Annotated in this window: 14 protein-coding genes and 1 pseudogene; 10 read left to right on the top strand and 5 right to left on the bottom strand. The window is 71.7% G+C overall.

Features of this window, described 5'->3' with window-relative positions:
* Positions 1 to 517: 517 nt before the first annotated feature.
* On the top strand, positions 518 to 1501 hold the full coding sequence (locus AB0I88_RS26400; protein WP_361029899.1) for a glutathione S-transferase C-terminal domain-containing protein: 984 nt from the start codon (positions 518 to 520) through the stop codon (positions 1499 to 1501).
* Here the strand turns inward: AB0I88_RS26400 and AB0I88_RS26395 are convergent.
* Positions 1475 to 1957, bottom strand: a complete 483-nt coding sequence (locus AB0I88_RS26395) for a MarR family transcriptional regulator (RefSeq protein ID WP_361029896.1) — start codon at positions 1955 to 1957, stop codon at positions 1475 to 1477. The two genes, AB0I88_RS26400 and AB0I88_RS26395, sit on opposite strands and share 27 nt — an antisense overlap.
* Between AB0I88_RS26395 and AB0I88_RS26390 the strand changes: the two are divergent.
* Positions 1887 to 2846 (top strand): annotated as a pseudogene (locus tag AB0I88_RS26390) (EamA family transporter); the annotation flags it as partial. The gene AB0I88_RS26395 and the pseudogene AB0I88_RS26390 sit on opposite strands and share 71 nt — an antisense overlap.
* Positions 2847 to 2921: 75 nt before the next feature.
* Here the strand turns inward: AB0I88_RS26390 and AB0I88_RS26385 are convergent.
* Entirely contained in the window at positions 2922 to 3566 is a 645-nt protein-coding gene (locus AB0I88_RS26385; protein ID WP_361029893.1) for an NAD-dependent epimerase/dehydratase family protein, read from the bottom strand.
* A 61-nt stretch (positions 3567 to 3627) separates the two neighbouring features.
* Here AB0I88_RS26385 and AB0I88_RS26380 point away from each other — a divergent pair, with 61 nt between their 5' ends.
* From AB0I88_RS26380 to AB0I88_RS26365, 4 genes are all read left to right on the top strand, one after another.
* The gene (locus AB0I88_RS26380) at positions 3628 to 6657 is read left to right on the top strand and encodes a DUF5691 domain-containing protein (protein WP_361029890.1); all 3030 of its coding nucleotides are present in this window, start codon (positions 3628 to 3630) and stop codon (positions 6655 to 6657) included.
* Positions 6654 to 7715 carry an AAA family ATPase gene (locus AB0I88_RS26375; RefSeq protein WP_361029887.1) on the top strand — a complete coding sequence of 354 codons (1062 nt, stop codon included), beginning with the start codon at positions 6654 to 6656 and terminating at the stop codon, positions 7713 to 7715. The genes AB0I88_RS26380 and AB0I88_RS26375 overlap by 4 nt, the downstream gene beginning before the upstream one ends.
* The gene (locus AB0I88_RS26370) at positions 7708 to 9900 is read left to right on the top strand and encodes a DUF5682 family protein (RefSeq protein WP_361029884.1); all 2193 of its coding nucleotides are present in this window, start codon (positions 7708 to 7710) and stop codon (positions 9898 to 9900) included. Before AB0I88_RS26375 ends, AB0I88_RS26370 begins: the two co-directional genes overlap by 8 nt.
* 202 nt (positions 9901 to 10102) lie before the next feature.
* Positions 10103 to 11284, top strand: a complete 1182-nt coding sequence (locus tag AB0I88_RS26365; RefSeq protein WP_361029881.1) for a VWA domain-containing protein — start codon at positions 10103 to 10105, stop codon at positions 11282 to 11284.
* Here AB0I88_RS26365 and AB0I88_RS26360 read toward each other — a convergent pair whose 3' ends face one another.
* Positions 11285 to 11536 (bottom strand): hypothetical protein, encoded by a 252-nt coding sequence (locus AB0I88_RS26360; protein WP_361029877.1) that lies wholly within the window; start codon positions 11534 to 11536, stop codon positions 11285 to 11287.
* A gap of 319 nt (positions 11537 to 11855) precedes the next feature.
* On the opposite strand from AB0I88_RS26360, the gene AB0I88_RS26355 reads away from it, so the two are divergent.
* Together AB0I88_RS26355 and AB0I88_RS26350 are read left to right on the top strand one after the other, a co-directional pair.
* A complete protein-coding gene (locus tag AB0I88_RS26355; protein WP_361029874.1) occupies positions 11856 to 12596 on the top strand; it encodes a hypothetical protein in 741 nt (246 codons plus the stop codon).
* A gap of 440 nt (positions 12597 to 13036) precedes the next feature.
* A complete protein-coding gene (locus tag AB0I88_RS26350; RefSeq protein ID WP_361029871.1) occupies positions 13037 to 13414 on the top strand; it encodes a helix-turn-helix transcriptional regulator in 378 nt (125 codons plus the stop codon).
* A 62-nt stretch (positions 13415 to 13476) separates the two neighbouring features.
* On the opposite strand, the gene AB0I88_RS26345 is transcribed toward AB0I88_RS26350, so the two are convergent.
* Both AB0I88_RS26345 and AB0I88_RS26340 read right to left on the bottom strand, forming a co-directional pair.
* Entirely contained in the window at positions 13477 to 15477 is a 2001-nt protein-coding gene (locus AB0I88_RS26345; protein ID WP_361029868.1) for a S8 family peptidase, read from the bottom strand.
* 91 nt (positions 15478 to 15568) lie between these two features.
* On the bottom strand, positions 15569 to 16501 hold the full coding sequence (locus AB0I88_RS26340) for an IPT/TIG domain-containing protein (RefSeq protein ID WP_361029865.1): 933 nt from the start codon (positions 16499 to 16501) through the stop codon (positions 15569 to 15571).
* Between AB0I88_RS26340 and AB0I88_RS26335 the strand changes: the two genes are divergently transcribed.
* Positions 16482 to 16835: a hypothetical protein gene (locus AB0I88_RS26335; protein ID WP_361029862.1), complete on the top strand. Its 354-nt coding sequence runs from the start codon at positions 16482 to 16484 to the stop codon at positions 16833 to 16835. The two genes, AB0I88_RS26340 and AB0I88_RS26335, sit on opposite strands and share 20 nt — an antisense overlap.
* 228 nt (positions 16836 to 17063) lie before the next feature.
* Positions 17064 to 18179, top strand: a complete 1116-nt coding sequence (locus AB0I88_RS26330) for an IPT/TIG domain-containing protein (RefSeq protein WP_361029859.1) — start codon at positions 17064 to 17066, stop codon at positions 18177 to 18179.
* Positions 18180 to 18302 lie beyond the last annotated feature (123 nt).

The following is an 18302-nucleotide window of genomic DNA, read 5'->3' as shown; positions in this document are numbered from 1 at the left end:
CCTTTCGGCATGATGATGCGCCCCTCCCTGAGAAATGATTTAGGCCGCCCACAACGCGAGCAACAGAGGTTCCATGGTGGCGCCGGTTATTGATTGCGTCAATTTCCCTGCTTGGACCTGCGGTTATGCAACTAATGACTGGAGTCGAGGAGAACTCGGAACAATTTGTTGAGGTAGGCAACGATAGGGCCGGATTCGCGTATCACTCACGGTAATCCAGGGGGACCGATACGGCCGGTTCCCGTTGATTTTTGTGCGAGCCGACGTCCCTCGATCGTGTGAACGGGCCGGCGATGCCACTCGATGCGGTCACATCGCTGTGGAGCGGGTTTCGTCGCCACAAGGCTGCTGTATGCGGCCGGTGAGGGTGCGCGGGCAGGTCCGCCCGGCGGGCGCGGCACGGTCTGGGCCATGCGGGTGCTCGCGGGTCTTCCACGGCGGGTTCGGGTCGGGCGTACCGGAGAGGGTCTTCGGGAAAGACGGTGTGCCGGCGGCGAATCCGGGAAGAGTGAGTGGCATGGCCTATGTGAATCCGGCGGGTGAGTTCACCCGTGATCAGCGGTACATCGCCACGCGGATCACCGTGGACGGGCGTGACGGGTATCCGGTGGAGGCGGGGCGGTATCGGCTGGTGGTGAGCCGGGCGTGCCCGTGGGCGAACCGGGCGATCATCGTGCGGCGGCTGCTCGGCCTGGAGGACGTGCTGTCGATGGGGATCTGCGGGCCGACCCACGACGAGCGTAGTTGGACGTTCGACCTGGATCCGGGCGGGCGTGACCCGGTGCTCGGGATCGAGCGGCTGCGGGAGGCGTTCCTCAAGCGCTATCCGGACTATGACAAGGGCATCACCGTCCCGGCGATCGTGGACGTGCCGACCGGGAAGGTCGTCACCAACGACTTCGCGCGGATCACCCTCGATCTGTCGCTGGAGTGGGCGGAGTTCCATCGCAAGGGCGCGCCGGAGCTGTACCCGCAAGCGCTGCGGGACGAGATCGACGAGGTGAACCAGGTCGTCTTCGCCGACGTGAACAACGGCGTCTACCGGGCCGGGTTCGCGGGCTCGCAGGAGGCCTACGACAAGGCGTTCAACCGGTTGTTCGCCCGGCTGGACTGGCTGTCGGATCGATTGGAGTCACAGCGTTACCTGGTCGGCGACACGATCACCGAGGCGGACGTGCGGCTGTTCACCACGCTGGCCCGCTTCGACGCCGTCTATCACGGCCATTTCAAGTGCAACCGGCACAAGCTGACCGAGATGCCGGTGCTGTGGGCTTATGCGCGGGACCTGTTCCAGACGCCCGGCTTCGGCGACACCATCGACTTCACCCACATCAAACGGCACTACTACGAGGTGCACCGCGACATCAACCCGACCGGCATCGTGCCGGCCGGGCCGGACCTCTCCGGATGGCTGACCCCGCACGGCCGCGAGTCGCTGGGCGGCCGCCCCTTCGGCGACGGCTCTCCCCCGGCGTCAGAGCCCGTTCAGGAGCTCTCTTAGCAGGGCGCTGAGCTGGGCGGTCTGCTCGGGAGTCAGGTGGGCGAGCAGCTTCTGCTGCTCGACGAGGCCGGCGGTGACGGCCTCGTCGGCGAGGGCGTGGCCGCGCCCGGTGAGCCGGACCAGGACGGCACGGCGATCGTTCGGGTCCGGGGAGCGGGTGACCAGGCCGGCCTTCTCCAGGCGGTCCAGGCGGGCGGTGGTGCCGCCGGTGCTGAGCATCATCGACGCGGCCAGGGCGCCCGGTGACAGCTGGTAGGGCTCGCCGGAGCGGCGCAGCGTGGCCAGCACGTCGAACTCGGGGCGGCCGATGCCGAAGCGGGCGTAGGCGCGCTCGGTGGCGTCGCCGGACAGTTTGGCGAGGCGCAGGATCCGGCCGAAGACGCCCATGGCGGTGGTCTCCAGGTCGGGGCGCTCGCGGGCCCACTGGTCGAGGATCCGATCGATGTCGTCGGTCACGTTCCCATCTTTCTCGATGACAAGCTTCTCGACAAGGATTATCTTTACATCGAGATACTTTATGTCGAGGGAGATGGTGGCGATGCGGCGGATCCTCCTGCTCACGGCGATCACGCCCCTGCTGTGGGGGACGACCTACGCGGTCACCACCGAGTTCCTGCCACCCGAGCGGCCCCTGCTCGCCGGGCTCCTGCGGGCGCTGCCGGCCGGGCTTCTGCTCCTCGTCCTCACCCGGCGACTGCCGCGCGGCGCCTGGTGGTGGAAGTCGGCGGTCCTCGGGGCGCTCAACATCGGCGTCTTCTTCGCGCTGCTGTTCGTCACGGCGTATCGGCTGCCCGGCGGCATGGCGGCCGTTCTCGGTGCGGCGCAACCGCTGCTCGTGGCCGGCCTCGGAGTGCTGTTGCTACGGGAGCGCGTCGGTTTGCGTACGCTGCTCGCCGGGTTGATCGGGGTTGCCGGTGTGGCCCTCGCCGTGCTCACCTCGGCCGTCCGCCTCGATCCGGTCGGTGTGGCCGCCGGGCTCGCCGGGACCGCGTCGATGGCGTTCGGGCTCATCCTCACCAAACGCTGGGGGCGGCCGTCGGCGTCGCTGCTCGCCGCGACCGGCTGGCAGCTCACCGCCGGCGGGCTGCTTCTGCTGCCCGTCACCCTCCTGGTCGAGGGACCGCCGCCGGCGCTCACCACGACCAACCTGATGGGGTACGGGTATCTGTCGCTGATCGGGACGGCTCTGGCGTACACGATCTGGTTCTCCGGGGTGGAGCGCATGCCGGCCGCCCGGGTCTCGCTGCTCGGGTTGCTCTCCCCGCTGATGGCGACCGTGGTCGGCTGGGCGGCGCTCGGCCAGACCCTCACGCCGGTGCAGCTGGCCGGCATGGCGCTCGCCTTCGGCGCGGTCGTCTGGGGCCAGTCGGCGAGTCTCCCCCGACGTGACGACGGCGGCCGGCGCGCGGCCGAGGGAGGCTCAGCGCATGTCGGCGGTCGTCACGACGCGGTCGGGGAAGCCGGTGCGGGCCACCTGGAGCATGGTCCGGCCGACCGCGCCGGTCGTGGTGACGTAACGCGGCGCGACCCGGCGGATCATCGGGACCAGCGGGGCGATCACCGTGTAGGCGGCGTTGTACCAGCGCGTCTTCGACCGCACGCCGTGGGTCGGCTGGATGAAGCCGGGGCGGAAGGCATAGCCGTTGCGGAACATCTCCATGATCTCCCGCTCGGTGCGGGCCTTCACCCGGGACCACATCAGCCGGCTCGACGCGTCGGTGCCCTCGCCGGAGACGTAGACGAAGGTGATGTCCGGGTTCAGCGGGGCCAGCGCGCGGGCCGCGGCCATCGGGAAGTCGTGGCTGACCCGGGTGTAATCGACCTCGCTCATCCCCACCGATGACACGCCCAGGCAGTAGAAGCAGGCGTCGTAACCGGTCAGCTCGGCCTCTATCGGGCTCAGATCGGTGAAGTCGGTGAGCGTGACCTCACGCAGCTTCGCGTGGTGGACACCGGTCGGGGTGCGGGTCACCACCAGGACCCCGGTCACATCCGGCGCGAGCAGGCACTCCCGCAGCACACCCTGACCGACCATCCCGGTCGCCCCGAAAACGATCACCCGCATCCCTCCAGTGTGCCGCCTGCGGAAGCGGAAAAACGTCGTACCCGGGGCCTAGGGTCGGTGCGTGCTCGTCGAACGATGGTCCGCCGCCCAGGTCGAGGCGCTCGCGCCCGATCCCGCCTCGCTGCGCAACGCGCGCGGCGTCACCGGCCGGTTCACCACCACCGGGCGCAGCGGCGACGTCCTCTGGGGACTGTGCCGCGGCTATCAGGTGGCCGTCGATCTGGCCGGGCCGGCGTTCAAGTGCTCCTGCCCGAGCCGCAAGATCCCGTGCAAGCACACGCTCGGGCTGCTGCTGCGCTGGTCCGAGTCGGGGGTCGGCGACTCGCCCGCGCCCGAGTTCGTCGCCCGGTGGCAGACCGCGCGGGCCGCGCGGACGTCGCGGGGCCCGTCCGCGCCCGATCCGGCCGCCGCCGCGAAACGGGCGCAGGGCCGCGCCGACCGGGTCTCCGGTGGCATGACCGAGCTGCGCCGATGGCTCGACGACCAGGTCGAGCAGGGTCTGGCCGCGGCCGGGCGCTCCGGTCCGCGAGCCTACGAGGCGATGGCGGCCCGGCTGGTCGACGCGCAGGCGCCCGCCGCCGCACGGGCGGTCCAGCGGCTCGGCGCCATCGCCGGGATCGGGCCGCAGTGGGCCGATCGGCTGCTCGGCGAGCTCGCGCTGCTGCGCCTGCTGGTCTCCGGGCACAGCCGCCTCGACACGCTCGATCCGGCGCTGGCCGCCACCGTCCGCTCCCGCATCGGATTCCCCGTCTCCACCGAGGAGGTGCTGGCCGGGCCCCGGGTCACCGACCGCTGGCAGGTGCTCGGCCAAGTGGAGGTCGACGAGGGCCCGCTGACCAGCCGGCGGACCTGGCTGCACGGCTCCGGCACCGGCCGGTTCGCGTTGGTGCTGGCGTTCGCGGCGCCCGGCCAGCCCCTGCCGGCCGACCTGGTGCCGGGCACCGAGTTCCGCGGTGATCTGTGTTTCCATCCCGGCTCGGCGCCGCTGCGCGCCCTCGTCGCCGATCGTGCCTCCGCGGCCGAGCCGTTCGGCTCACCGGACGGCGCCGGCACGATCCGGGCGGCGCTCTCCCGCTGGTCACAACTCCTTGCCGCAGAGCCATGGCGGTACGACGCACCCATGCTCCTGTCCGGGGCAAGGCCGTCCGGCGGTCACCTGGTCGACTCCTCCGGCGCCGCGTTGCCGCTGGCCCCGGGCCATCGCGAGCCGTGGTGGCTGCTCGCCGCGGCGGGCGCCGCCCCGGCCACGGTGGCGGCCGAGTGGTCCCCGTCCGGGCTGCGGCCGCTGGCCGCCTGGGTCGGCGGCGTCTTCGTGCCGGCCGCCCCGCCGACCCCCGAGCCGGCCGCGCGCCGCGAGCCCGAGCTTCCACCGGAGCTGCTGACGGCCGCGCTGGTCGGCACCGGCCGGCGCCCGTGGTCCGGCCACACGATCGGGGTGGGCCCGATCCGTGTCCGGTTCGGGCCCGTCCCGGACGGTGCGGAAACGACCGGTGCACCGGGGCCGGGCGGCGAGGCGGATTCAGCCGGCCCAGCAGCGGACCCGAAATCTGCGGTGCCCGTCCATCCGGACGCTGCCGGCCGGGCGGACGCGCCGGATAAGGGCGGCCGTCCAGACGCATCGGAGACGACGGCGACCGTCCATCCGGAGGCTGCCGGCCGGGCGGACGCGCCGGAGACGGCGGCGGCTGCGTTGCTGGAGGCGGCCGCGGTGGCGCTGACCTGTCGGCGGGCCGGGGTGGAGCCGGTCAGCGGGCTGGAGCCGATGGCGGAGGCACCCGCCGAGACCATGGCGCCGCTGCCCGCGGCGGCTTCGGCACGGCTGGCCCGAATCCTCGGTGGCGGCGCGCCCGGCGGTGGGCACCACGAGCAGGAGCTGCTCGCCCAATGGCTGGCGGCGGCCGCCGCGCGGGGCGGGATCGTGCCGTCCACGATCCTTCCGGCGCTGCTGGAGGCCGGCCGGCGGAACACCGCGGTCCGGTCCGACCTGGCGAAGGTCGCCGGCCGGCGGGGCGCCTGGCTGGCCGGGCAACGTGGCGACTGGCGGTGGCTGCTCAGCGAGGCGCCGCCCGCCCTGGCCGGGGAGTGGGCGGCCGGCCTGCTCGGGCAGCCGGCCCGGGAGTGGGCGACCGGCGGCGCCGCCGAGCGGCTCGGGCACCTGGCCGCGCTCCGGGCCGTCGACCCGGATCAGGCCCGGGAGCTGGTGGAGAGCACCTGGGCAGAGGATCCGTCGGAGATTCGGGCGCGGTTCCTCAGCGCGTTCGGCCCGGGCCTGTCGCTGCGGGACGAGCCGCTGCTGGAGCGGGCGCTGGACGACCGGCGCAAGGAGGTCCGGGAGGCGGCCCTCGACCTGCTGCGCAACCTGCCGGGCGCGGCGCTGGGCCGGCGGATGGCCGCACGGGCGCACGCCGCGGTCCGGCTCGGCGACTCCGGCCGGCTGACCGTCGACCCGCCCACCGAACTCGACCGGGAGCTGCGCCGGGACGGGGTCGGCGCGGCGCCGGTGCGGGGCGTCGGCGCCGGGGCGTGGCTGCTCGAGGAGGTGGTGGCCGGCACTCCACTGGACACGTGGACCCGCCTCGACCCGGACGGCTGGCTCACCGCGGCCCGCGGCCACGACTGGGCCGCCCCGCTGCTGCACGGCTGGGCCAAGGCGGCGGTCGTGCAACGCGACGCGCGCTGGGCGACAGCGCTGCTCGGCGCCGACGCGGGGCTGCTGAGGGAGGCCGTCCGCTGGGATCTGCACCTGGTGCTGCCCCCGGACCGGCTGGCCCGGCTCGCCGCCGCGGCCCTGCGCGCCGAGGACGGCACCGCCCAACGGCTGTTGGCCCTGCATCCGGGGCCGTGGCCGGACGGTCTGGCGGTGGCGGTCCTGGAGACGGTGGAACAGCGAGCGCGTACCGACCGGCACACCTGGCAGTTGGGCGAGCTGTGCCGGGCGGCCGGGCTGGCGATGCCCCCGGAGTACGCCGACCTCGCCGGGCGGCTGGCCGCCCACCTCGACCAGACCGTCGATCCGACGCGGGTGCGGCCGGTGGCCGAGCTGGCCCGGACGCTCACCTTCCGACTCGAGATGTTTCAGGAGTTCTCGTGACCGCTCTACGACCGCACGCCGAGGACCAGTACGCCGAGGAGCTGGCCCTGCTCGCCGCCGCCGACGACCGGCCCCGCCCGCCCGGCTGGCGGCTGTCGCCACAGGCCGTGGTCACCTACCTGCTCGGCGACGGCGCGAAGATCACCCCGAAGTACGTGGGACCGCGCCGTCTCATGGAGGTGGCCGTCTCCACCCTGGCCACCGATCGGGCGCTGCTGCTGCTCGGTGTCCCCGGCACCGCCAAGACCTGGGTGTCCGAGCATCTGGCGGCGGCGATCTCCGGTGATTCGACGCTGCTCGTGCAGGGCACCGCCGGCACCGCCGAGGAGGCGATCCGGTACGGGTGGAACTACGCCCGTCTGCTCGCCGAAGGCCCCACCGACGCCGCCCTGGTGCCGAGCCCGGTCATGCGGGCCATGCGGACCGGGTCGATCGCCCGGCTGGAAGAGCTGACCCGGGTCCCGTCCGACGTGCAGGACGCGCTGATCACGATTCTGTCCGAGAAGACGTTGCCGGTTCCGGAGCTGAACACCGAGGTGCAGGCGCAGCGCGGGTTCAACCTGATCGCCACCGCCAACGACCGGGACCGTGGGGTCAACGAGCTGTCCAGCGCGCTGCGCCGCCGGTTCAACACGGTGGTGCTGCCGGTTCCGGCGAATGCCGACGACGAGGTGGAGATCGTGGCGCGGCGGGTGGCGCAGCTCGGCAAGGCCCTGGAGCTGCCCGAGGTGCCGGCAGCGCTGGAGGAGATCCGCCGGGTGGTGACCGTCTTCCGGGAGCTGCGGTCCGGGATGACGGAGGACGGGCGTACCAGATTGAAGTCGCCCACCGGAACCCTCTCGACCGCCGAGGCCATCTCGGTGATCACCAACGGGATGGCGCTGGCCGCCCACTTCGGTGACGGCACGCTGCATCCGGGTGATGTGGCGTCGGGCATCGTCGGCGCCGTCGTGAAGGACCCGGTGTCCGACGGGGTGGTCTGGCGGGAGTATCTGGAGGCCGTGGTGCGGGAGAGGTCCGGCTGGCTCGACTTCTACCGGGCCGCCCGCGATGCCTGAGCGGATCTACGGCATCCGGCACCACGGGCCCGGCTCGGCTCGCGCCGTGGTGCGGGAGCTCGGCGAGCATCCGCCGGAGGTGCTGCTGGTCGAAGGCCCTCCGGAGGCCGACGATCTGGTCCGCTGGGTGGCGGACGGTGGGCTGGAGCCGCCGGTCGCCCTGCTGGGCTATGCGGTGGACGATCCGGGGAAGGCGGCGTTCTGGCCGTTCGCGGTCTTCTCCCCCGAGTGGCAGGCCATCCGGTGGGCGGTCGCGCACGGCGTCCGGGTGCGGTTCTTCGATCTTCCGTACGCGTATCGCGTCGCCACGGAGGTGGACACCACCTCGCCGCAACCCACGGAGACCCGGCCGGTGGATCCGATCGGGGAGCTGGCCGCGGCCGCCGGGTACGACGACCCGGAGCGCTGGTGGGAGGACGTCGTCGAACATCGGGGCGTGCCGGTCTTCGAGGCGATCGCGGAGGCCATGGCGGCGATCCGGGAGACCGTTCCGGAGAATCCGGACGATCAGTCGCGTGAGGCCCACATGCGGACGGTTCTGCGGGAGGAGCGGCGCCGCCACGAGCACATCGCCGTCGTGTGCGGGGCGTGGCATGTGCCGGCGCTGACCCGCAAGGTCCCGGTCAAGGACGACACCGCTCTGCTCAAGGGACGCCGGAAGGGGAAGGTGGCGTTCACCTGGGTGCCGTGGACTTATGGGCGGCTGGCGTCGTGGTCCGGTTACGGGGCCGGGGTGCGGTCTCCGGGGTGGTATCACCATCTGTTCACCACGGCGGACGAGGTGGTGCCCCGTTGGCTGGTGGACGCGGCGGGGGTGTTGCGCGCGGAGGGCGTACCCACGTCGTCGGCGCACGTGATCGAGGCCGCCCGCCTGGCCGAGGCCCTCGCCACGCTGCGTGGACGGCCGTTGGCCGGGCTGGCCGAGGTGACCGAGGCGGCGGAGGCGGTGATGTGTGACGGCGAGCCGCTGCGCACCGAGTTGATCTCCCGGCGGCTGGTGGTCGGGGAGCGGCTGGGTACGGTGCCCGACGAGATGCCGGCCGTGCCGCTGGTTCGGGACCTGACCGCGCAGCAGCGCTCGCTGCGGCTCAAGCCCGAGGCCGGGGAGCGGACCGTCGACCTCGACCTGCGGCAGGACAACGATCTGCGGCGCAGCCGGCTGCTGCACCGGCTGCGCGTTCTGGACGTGCCGTGGGGTGAGCGGGTGACGGCCCGGCGCGGCACCGGGACGTTCCGGGAGGAGTGGCGACTGGCCTGGCAGCCCGAGTTCGCGGTGCGGCTGGTCGAGGGCGGCATGTGGGGCACCACCGTGGCGGCCGCCGCCACCGCACGGGTGACCGCCCGCGCCGGTGCGGCGGGCACCCTGGCCGAGGTCACCGAGCTCGTGGAGACCTGTCTGCTGGCGGATCTCGCGGAGGCGTACCGTCCGGTGCTCGCGGCGCTGGACCGGCGTGCCGCGCTGGACGCCGACGTGCATCACCTGATGGCGGCGATTCCGGCGCTGGCGCGCACGCTGCGGTACGGCGACGTGCGCAAGACGGATGTGGCCGGCCTGGCCACGGTGACCGCCGGTCTGCTCGCCCGGGTGTGCGCCGCGCTGCCGTCGGCGGCCGGTTCACTGTCCGACGAGGCCGCCCGGCGGCTGCGGGACGGCATGGACGGCGTGCACCAGGCCGTCGGTCTGCTCGCCGACGAGTCCCAGCGGGAGCGGTGGCTCGCCACGGTCGAGTCGCTGGCGGTCCGGCCGGGGCTGCACGGGCTGCCGGCCGGGCGGCTGACCCGTCTGCTGCTGGACGCCGGCCGGCTGGACGGCGCCGAGGTGCGCCGGCGGTTGCGGTTGCCACTGACCGTCGGCACGCCGCCGGCGCACGCGGCCGCCTGGGTGGAGGGTTTCCTGTCCGGCGGCGGGTTGCTGCTGGTCCACGACGAGGCGCTGCTCACCCTGGTGGACGGCTGGCTGGCCGACATTCCGGCAGAGGCTTTCGACGCGGTGCTGCCGTTGCTGCGCCGCACGTTCGGCGCGTTCGAGGCCGGCGAGCGGCGGGCCATCGGCGAGCGGGTGGCGGGCGCCCGCTCCGTCTCCGCCGACGCTGCCGCTGTCGACACCGTCCGGGCGGCTGCCCCGCTGCCGGTTCTCAGCGCCCTGCTCGGCCGCCCGCTCACTTCGGCCGGAGGCCCGCCATGACCACCGGCTCAGCCGTCCGCCGGGCCGGCCCCAGCCGGCATCCCGAGCCCGGCCGACGGAACAGACCCGGGCGGCAGAACACGCCCGGGCGGCAAGCTGCACCGGACCGGCGGCCCCGGGAACGGCCGGGCGCCGGGCGGGCAGCGTCGCGGGCCGTGGCCACGGGCGTTCGTGAAGGAGAGGCAATGCGCGGGGAGGTGCGGTGAGCAGCGCGGACGACGCGACGCGGGAGCGGCTGCGGCGGTGGCGGATGGTGCTCGGGGGCCAGGCAGACGAGGCGCTCGGCAAGGCCGAGGGCAGAGATGGGGCGATGGACGCCGCGCTGGCCGCGCTCTACGACGCCGGGGAGGGCGGCCCGGACGGCAGGCCGGCGCGGCGGTCGGCCGGGCTGGGCGGGTCGGCGCCGAAGGTGGCACGGTGGCTCGGCGACATCCGGGAGTATTTTCCGAGCACGGTGGTCCAGGTGATGCAGGCCGACGCCATCGAGCGGCTCGACCTGACCCGGCTGCTGCTGGAGCCGGAGATGCTGGCCGCGGTCGAGCCGGACGTGCACCTGGTCGGCACGCTCCTCTCGCTGAACCGGGTGATGCCGGACGCCACCCGGGAGGCGGCCCGGCAGGTGGTCCGCACCGTGGTGGAGGAGCTGGAGCGGCGGATCGCGCAGCAGACCCGGGCCGCGGTGGCCGGCGCGCTGAACCGGGCGGCCCGGATCAGCCGTCCCCGGCACGCCGACATCGACTGGGACCGGACGATCCGCGCGAACCTGAAGCACTATCTGGCCGAGCATCGGACGGTGATCCCGGAGCGGCTGGTCGGGTACGGGCGGCGGAGCACCGCGGTGCAACGGGATGTGGTGCTCTGCGTCGACCAGTCGGGTTCGATGGCGGCGTCGGTGGTGTTCTCCGGCGTGTTCGCGGCGGTGCTGGCGTCGCTGCGCTCGTTGCGTACGTCGCTGGTGGTCTTCGACACCGCGGTGGTGGATCTGACCGATCAGCTCGCCGATCCGGTGGAGGTGCTGTTCGGCACGCAGCTCGGCGGCGGCACCGACATCAACCGGGCGATCGCCTACTCACAGCAGTTGATCACCAGGCCGCGGGACAGCATCTTCGTGCTGATCAGCGACCTGTACGAGGGCGGCGTCCGGGAGGAGATGCTGCGCCGGGTGGCGGAGATGACGGCCGCCGGGGTGCAGGTGGTGGTGTTGCTGGCGCTGTCCGACGAGGGGGCGCCGTCCTACGACCACGAGAACGCGGCGGCTCTGGCGGCGCTCGGGGTGCCGGCTTTCGCGTGCACGCCGGATGTCTTCCCGGATCTGATGGCCGCCGCGATCGAGCGCCGCGATCTGCGTGCTTTCGCCGAGCGGGCTACGGCGGCGGGAGGCTGATCAGTCGGTCCAGCGGAGGAAACGGTCGAAGAGTTCCGAGGCGGGCGCCTGGGGCATGTCGCGGGCGGCCTCCTCGAGGTGATCCCACATGATCATGGCCAGGTCGAGGCGGCCGTGTTCGCGGGCGAGCTGTTCGCGGGCCGGGTCGCACGGCCAGGCACGGCCGCACGAGGCGCAGTCCCAGGAGGGCCGGGCGGGGCTGTGTTCCACCCGGTCCGCGATCCCGGTCATCGCCGGGATCTCGCGCCACACCGCACGAGACCGCTCCTTTCCCCGAGGCGGGCGCCCCGCCGTCGTGTCCCACACATTGCGCGTGTATCGCCGGCCGGTCAATCGCGTGGGCGGCCGGCTCGCCGGTCCGGGTGACCCCCGGCCGGGCCATCGGAACCGGTCGTTTCGTCTCGGTCACCGTCGGTTCAACCCGAAGATCAAGATCCGTGGGTACGAGTGAACGGCGCGAAATCTACTGAAAAAGGAACTCTCTCTGACACCATGAGATTGTGTTGACTTTCGGCGCGATTCGCACCCGAACTCAACACACCCCGGTTCTGAGGATCCGAGGAGGTGACATATGAGCTACGACGAGGAGCCCCGGTTCGCTCCGGAGAGCTCCCTCTACGCCTCGGCGACAGCGGACACGCCCCAGCGGGCCGCCCGGCGCCGCAAGCAGGTGTTCGCCGCGATCGCCGGCGCGGCGGCGGTGCTGACCGGCGCCGGGTTCCTGGCCACCCAGCTGATGAACGAGTCGCAGCCCACCCTTCCGGAGCCGGCCGCCCTGGCGCCGCAGACCACACCGGCCTCGGCCGGGGTGAGTGCGGCCGGGATCTCGCCGTCGGATGCCCGTACCCCTGGAAAATCGACGAAGCGGGCGGCGCCCGCCGAGCGCAGCCCCGCGCCCACGCCCGCGGCGGGAGGTCCGGGGAGCCCGGGCGCGGACGCGGCTCGGGCCTCCGCCGCCATCGGCGACCTGCGTGACCGTCTCGGCCTGGGTGCGACCGGGGTGGCCGAGCGGACCGAGAGGCTGGGCGACGGCACGGTACGGATCGTGACCGCGCGACGGGATCTGACCGGCGACCGGGAGCTGGTCCTCGCCGGCGACGACGGCACCGAGGTCGGCGACGGGGTGCGCTGCACCACCGATGTGCGCCGCGGCACGATCATATCCTCGGAGGCGCCGTCGCCCGCCACGCTGCTGTGCTGGCGCACCTCCGCCGAACGCAGCGTGATCACCATGGCGACCGCACCCGACGGCGAACCCTCCACGGCCGACAGCGTCGAGCTCATCCAACGGGAATGGGAACGCCTCGGTTGAGCCGGCCACATCGAGTTCCGCAGCGACAATTATGCTGTTGGCGCCATATTCGGTGGGGTGCTGATCGATTGGTCGAGTGAGTTCGACAGATGGTTGACCGAGTTGGAGCGGCCTGCCACCGATGACCACGGCCGGGCATCCGAGCAGCTGGACCTTGTCAACGCGATGCTGGACTTCCTGCAGGACCTCAAAGAGCCACCGACTGACGACACTCCGACCCTGAGGCGCGTCCGGCGATCCGGTAAACACCAGGTCTGGCGGATCTCCACCCGTTCCGGGACGGCATCGCCATCCGCCTCATCGTCTGGTTCCCGCCCGGCGCGCCACCAGTCTCTTCGGCAACGACAAAGCCCAGATCGGCGACGTGTTCTACAACAGTGTCGGCAGCCGCGCCGACCAGGCGATCGCGGCCTATCTCAGACTGACCGACGGAGGCGACGATGAGTAATCAAGCTGAGCAGCCAGAGCCCACCACCTTCGTTGGAACCGAGGCCGCGCAGGCACGGATCGCTCGCCTGCGCGCGCGGCGCGGCGCCGCCGAGCGAGTCGACCGCATCCGTGCCGAGATGGCTGACGCCGACCGGATCTACGTCGAAAACCTCGCAGCGGTACGGAAAGCGGCTGATCTGACGCAAGTCGACCTCGCCAAGGCCATGGGAGTCGCACAGTCGGAGATCAGCCGCATCGAGAGCCGCCCGGACATGCTGCTGTCGACACTCGCCGGCTACCTCGCCGCCGCTGGTGACCGTCCCCGCGTGGTCGTCACCATCGCCGGGCACGATGTCGAACTGGATCTCACGTCGCTGATCAGGCGCTGAGTTCCCGCGGACGGCGAGACGGCCCGGCGCCCCGAAGGGTGCCGGGCCGTCTCACTCGGTGATCAGGCGACGATCGGGGCGCTGGTGACGCCGAGCACCGTGGTGCTGTTCGGGACCATCACCCGGTAGGACTGGCCGGCGGTCAGGCCGCTGACCGTGACCCGGACCGGGGAGACGGTCGCCGTGTACTTGCCGACGGTGATCCAGACGCCGCGGATGTACTGCTGGATCTCGGCGGGCTGGCCGACCGTGCCGGTCAGGGTGACCGCCAGCTGGGCCGGCGCGACCCGGACCACGGTGACGGCGGCGCGCACCTTGTAGGTCACCGGCGACGAGGTGACGGCCTCGCTCGTGGGTGTGGCGACCGCCTTGAGGACGAGCTGGTAGTTCGCCTTGGCGGTGCGGTTCACCTGCACGGTGCCGATGACGCTGGTGGTGGTGTCGGTGCACTGCTGGGCGGCGGTGCCCTCGGTGACGCAGATCTGCACCGGCTTGCCGGCCCACGCCTGGTTGTTCGCCTTGACGGTGAACGTGGTGGTCACCGCGGTGCCGTGGACGACCTCGCCGCCGGTGACGTTGGCGGTGATCACCGGCTTGACCTTGACGACGGGCTGGCTCGGAGAGGGCGCGACGGTCGGAGCGGTGGTCGGCGCGGTCGTCGGGGCCGTGGTGGGTGCGGTCGTCGGGGCGACGGTGGTCGGTGCGGTCGTAGGAACGGCGGTGGTCGGAGCGCTCGTCGGAGCGACGGTGGTCGGAGCGGTGGTGGGTGCGGTCGTCGGAGCGCTCGTGGTGGGTACGGTCGTCGGAGCGCTCGTGGTGGGTGCGGTCGTCGGGGCCGTGGTCGGGGCGGTGGTGGGTGGCGGGATCGTGGCGAGCGCCGCGGCGGCGTCGATCCGGCCGTTGCCGAAGTCGTTGTCGAAGCCGGCCGCGCCCAGATCGGCCGCCGACTTCTCCAGCGCGGTCTCGATCTGGTCCGGGGTGAGGCTCCACCGGTGGGACTTGAGCAGCCCGGCCACCGCGGCGACGTGCGGGGCGGCCATCGAGGTGCCGTTCATCCCGACGTACTGGCTACCCAGCGCGGTCGGGTAGGTGCTGATGATGCCGCTGCCCGGGGCGGCCACGTCGACGTAGGCGCCGGCGTTCGAATAACCGGCCACCCGGTCGGCGGAGTCCGTCGCGGCCACCGCGATGACACCCTCGTCAGCGGCCGGGTACGAGACCGGGCTGCCCTGCTGGCGGCTGTTGCCGGCCGCGGCGATCACCGTGACACCCTTACTGCGGGCGTACGTGATCGCGTTGCTCACCGCCGACACCTTCGTGGTGGAACCCAGCGACATGTTGATCACCTGGGCGCCGTTGTCGGCGGCCCAGACGATGCCCTCGGCGGTGTCCGACATGTTGCCGCTGCCGTTGGCGCCCAGCACCTTGATCGGCATGATCTTGACGTCCGGCGCGATGCCCGACACGCCCACGCCGTTGCCGGTCACCGCGGCGATGGTGCCGGCCACGTGAGTACCGTGCCCGTTGCCGTCGGTGCTGGTCCCGGCCGTGTTGGCGATCGCGTCGTAGCCGCGCAGCACGTTCGCCGCCAGATCCGGGTGGGCCGCGTCGACGCCGGTGTCGATGACCGCCACCGTCACCCCGGAGCCGGTCGACCTCTGCCACGCCTCAGGCGTACGGATCTTGGTGAAGTCCCACTGCTGTGCCCGGTAGGGGTCCGAGCCGGTGGGGATGCCGAGCGCGTACACCGGGGCGTCGATCTCGACACCGACCGCGCCGTCCGCCTTCTGCGCCTCCTTGACCAGCTTCACCGCGGACGCCTTGTCGGTGGCCTCCCTCACGGTGACGACCGGCCGGCCGTCGGAGTCGATCGTGGTCGTGACCACCCGCGCCGGCTTCTCCGCGGTCACCGTCTCCGGAACGATCCGCTCCGGCGGCGCGCTCAGCCCGTAGGTGACCGGAGTCCAGTCGGCGCTGCCCGTCGGAAGGGCGAACACACCGACGGCCGCGAGCGCTCCCGCCGCAGCGGCTCCGGCCGCGAACCGACGCTTCTGAACCTTCATGCCTGCCTGCCCCTCCCGTTTCACTGACGGGATCGAGCATCGGCGGCGGCGGAGACCTATTCAGTGATCGGCGGGTTGCAACCGGGGTGCATCAGTACGGGCCGACCGTGAAGGTGGAACCACTGCTCACGATCGTCGGGTTGGCCGCCGGCCCGGCCCCGGTGCTCCCGTTGGCGACCACCGTCAGGGTGTAGGCGCCGTCGCTGACCGGCGTGCTCGGCACGGGCGCGCTGGTCGCCGGGTTCAGTCGGTCCGCAGCCAGGTTCAGGGTGCAGACGAGTTCCACATCGCTGATCACGGCGACGTCGTCGCATTCGGCCACTCCCCGGTTGCCGGCCGCGTTGTAGGCACCGCTCACCAGGAACACCTGCGCGTTGCTGCTGGTCGGGCTGTCCCCTCCGACAAAGGTGAGCTGCCCGAAGCCGGCCCCGGTGACATCGACGGTCACCGAGCTTCCGGCAGCCGCGGTGTTGGGCACGATGGTGATGCCGTTGGAGTAGTTGAACGGGATCGGTGAGTCGGCGGTGTTGCTGTCGTTGTCCGGGTCGAGACTGCTCACGGTTCCCCCCGGCGTGGTGACGGTCAGGGCCAGACCCGTGTCGGCGGTTCGCGGACCGGTCGTCGCGGTGAGACTGTTGCCGTTCGCCGCGACCCTGATGTTGGTGAGCGGCGTCCCACCGATCGCGGCGGTCACCGACGTGGAACCGACCGCGGTGAAACCGGTGCCGTTCACCGTGATGGCCTGGCCTCCACCCGCGGGACTGCTGGTCGGCGTGACTGACGTGATCGTCGGACGGAGCACCACCGTGTACGACGAGGTGGCGAGCAGGGTGCTGCCGACGGGAGCGTCGCTGTCGTAGACGCACACGTTCCACCGGGCGGTCGTCTGGGATCCGGTGAGTACCAGACCGGTCGCGTTCAGCCCGCTGCCCGGGTAGGAGCGGGACGGGACCTTGAAGGCGATCTTCGTACCGGAGATGCGTTTCACGTCGAGCGGATCGACGGTGAGCACACCGGCGGTCAACGTGGTCCCCGTTGCCGCGATCTGGGTGATCGCCTTGGCCGTGCTGCCGCAAGCGGTGGATCCCGTTCCGACGTACTGGAACTGCACCGTCGGCGTGACCCCCGCCGGGAAGGTTGCCGCGGCGGACGCGGCCACCGTGCCGATGATCGTGTTACCTCCTCCGCTGGGACCGGCCACGCTACTCAGAGTCATTGGCACCGACGCGGCGGACGCCGGTGTGGCGGCAGCGAGCAACAGCAGGGCGGATGCGGCGACGGAGACGGGTCCGGCCCGGCGGATCGACACGGTTGACGTGTTCATCGGAGCACTCCTCAGGATCAACGGCCGCCGGTGAGCGTAACGACGATTCGGCGCATCGACTGCGAGAAACAAAACAAAGGACAAACATTTCTCGTACGATCGACGGCCCGCGTTAATTGTGTTAACGGGAGTTGCTGCTGAGCAGTTCCAGCAATTCGGATGAGGGCTCAGAAATCCACTCCTACGACTTATCGAATAGTTAGTCTGAGGGCACTCTCAGTCATCACACGGACTGTCGTACGAGCATGGAAGGATCCTCCCAATGCCGCTTCTCACATCGAGGCGTGGACACAGGGCGGCCGCTATAGGAGCCGCTGCCGGCCTCGTCGTAGGCGCGTCCCTCGTCGGCGCGCAGAGCGCCGAGGCCGCGACCAACTACGGCGTCACCATCACCGCCGTGACCCCGGCCAAGGTCGCCGCCGGGCTGGGCAACCGCGTCGTGGTGATCACTGGCACCAACTTCGACGAGGACCAAATCACCGGCATCACCCTCGGGGCCGATCCAGACTGCGCGGAACTGACCAGCTATGTGGTGACAAGCTCGACCTCGATCTCGGTGAAGACCCCCTCCGCCAACGGTGCCAGCGCCGACGGCGTACCGGGCTGCACCGCGGGTGCCGCCGCCGACGTCACGATCCACCAGACCGAGCTGGGCACAGCGACAAGGGCCGCCTCGATCACCTTCGTCGATCCACCCGCCCTCGCCACCACCAACCCGATGATCACCGAGAACAGCTCGTCGCTGACGACGGGCAACCAGGTCAAGACATTCCACACCACCGGCAACCAGACCATCCGCATCAAGGCGGGCAGCGGGACCACCTTCAGCGGCCAGGCCGGCGCCGCCCTGTCCGGCACCTACGGCGGCAAGGCGCTGACCAGCGTCGGTTTCCTCGACCCGACCGGCGCCACCCAGCTGGCGTCCGCCGCGGGCAGCCCCGGCAACTACTGGATCGCGAAGACCGCGGCGAGCCTCACCGCCGCCAGCAACACACTCACGATCTCGCTCAACGGCGTCTCCCGTACGTTCTCCGCGACCGACACGGGCACCAGCCTGGTCGCACTTCCGACCATCACCTCGCTCGACGTGACCTCGGGCAAGACGAACGCCTCCACCCAGGTACGGATCACCGGCACCAACTTCAACACCACGATCGGTGACTGGACCGTCACCTTCTGCGGCGTGGCCGGCACCGTCACCGCCGCGACCGCGACCCAGCTCACCGTCACCACCCCGGTCGTCGGCGGCGTGACCCCGGGCCTGGGCACCACCGCCTTCGCCGGCGTGTGCCCGGTCTCGGTCGTCAACGCCAACAACGGCAGTCCGCTGACCAGCCCGGTCAGCCCGGCGAGCTACTTCACCTTCCTCAACGCCTGACCGACGGCACTCACGGAGGGGTGGACGCGATGCGTCCGCCCCTCCTTCGTCGTACGCGAATCCTTCTCAACAAGCTCTCAGGCGACCATTTGCCGGTTCTAGAGCGATTTGCCCGATGCGCTG

Source organism: Actinoplanes sp. NPDC049802 (genome assembly GCF_040656595.1).
Taxonomy (GTDB): Bacteria; Actinomycetota; Actinomycetes; order Mycobacteriales; family Micromonosporaceae; genus Actinoplanes.
Note: the sequence above shows the minus strand (reverse complement) of the source record. Positions and strands in the feature narration are given on the sequence as shown.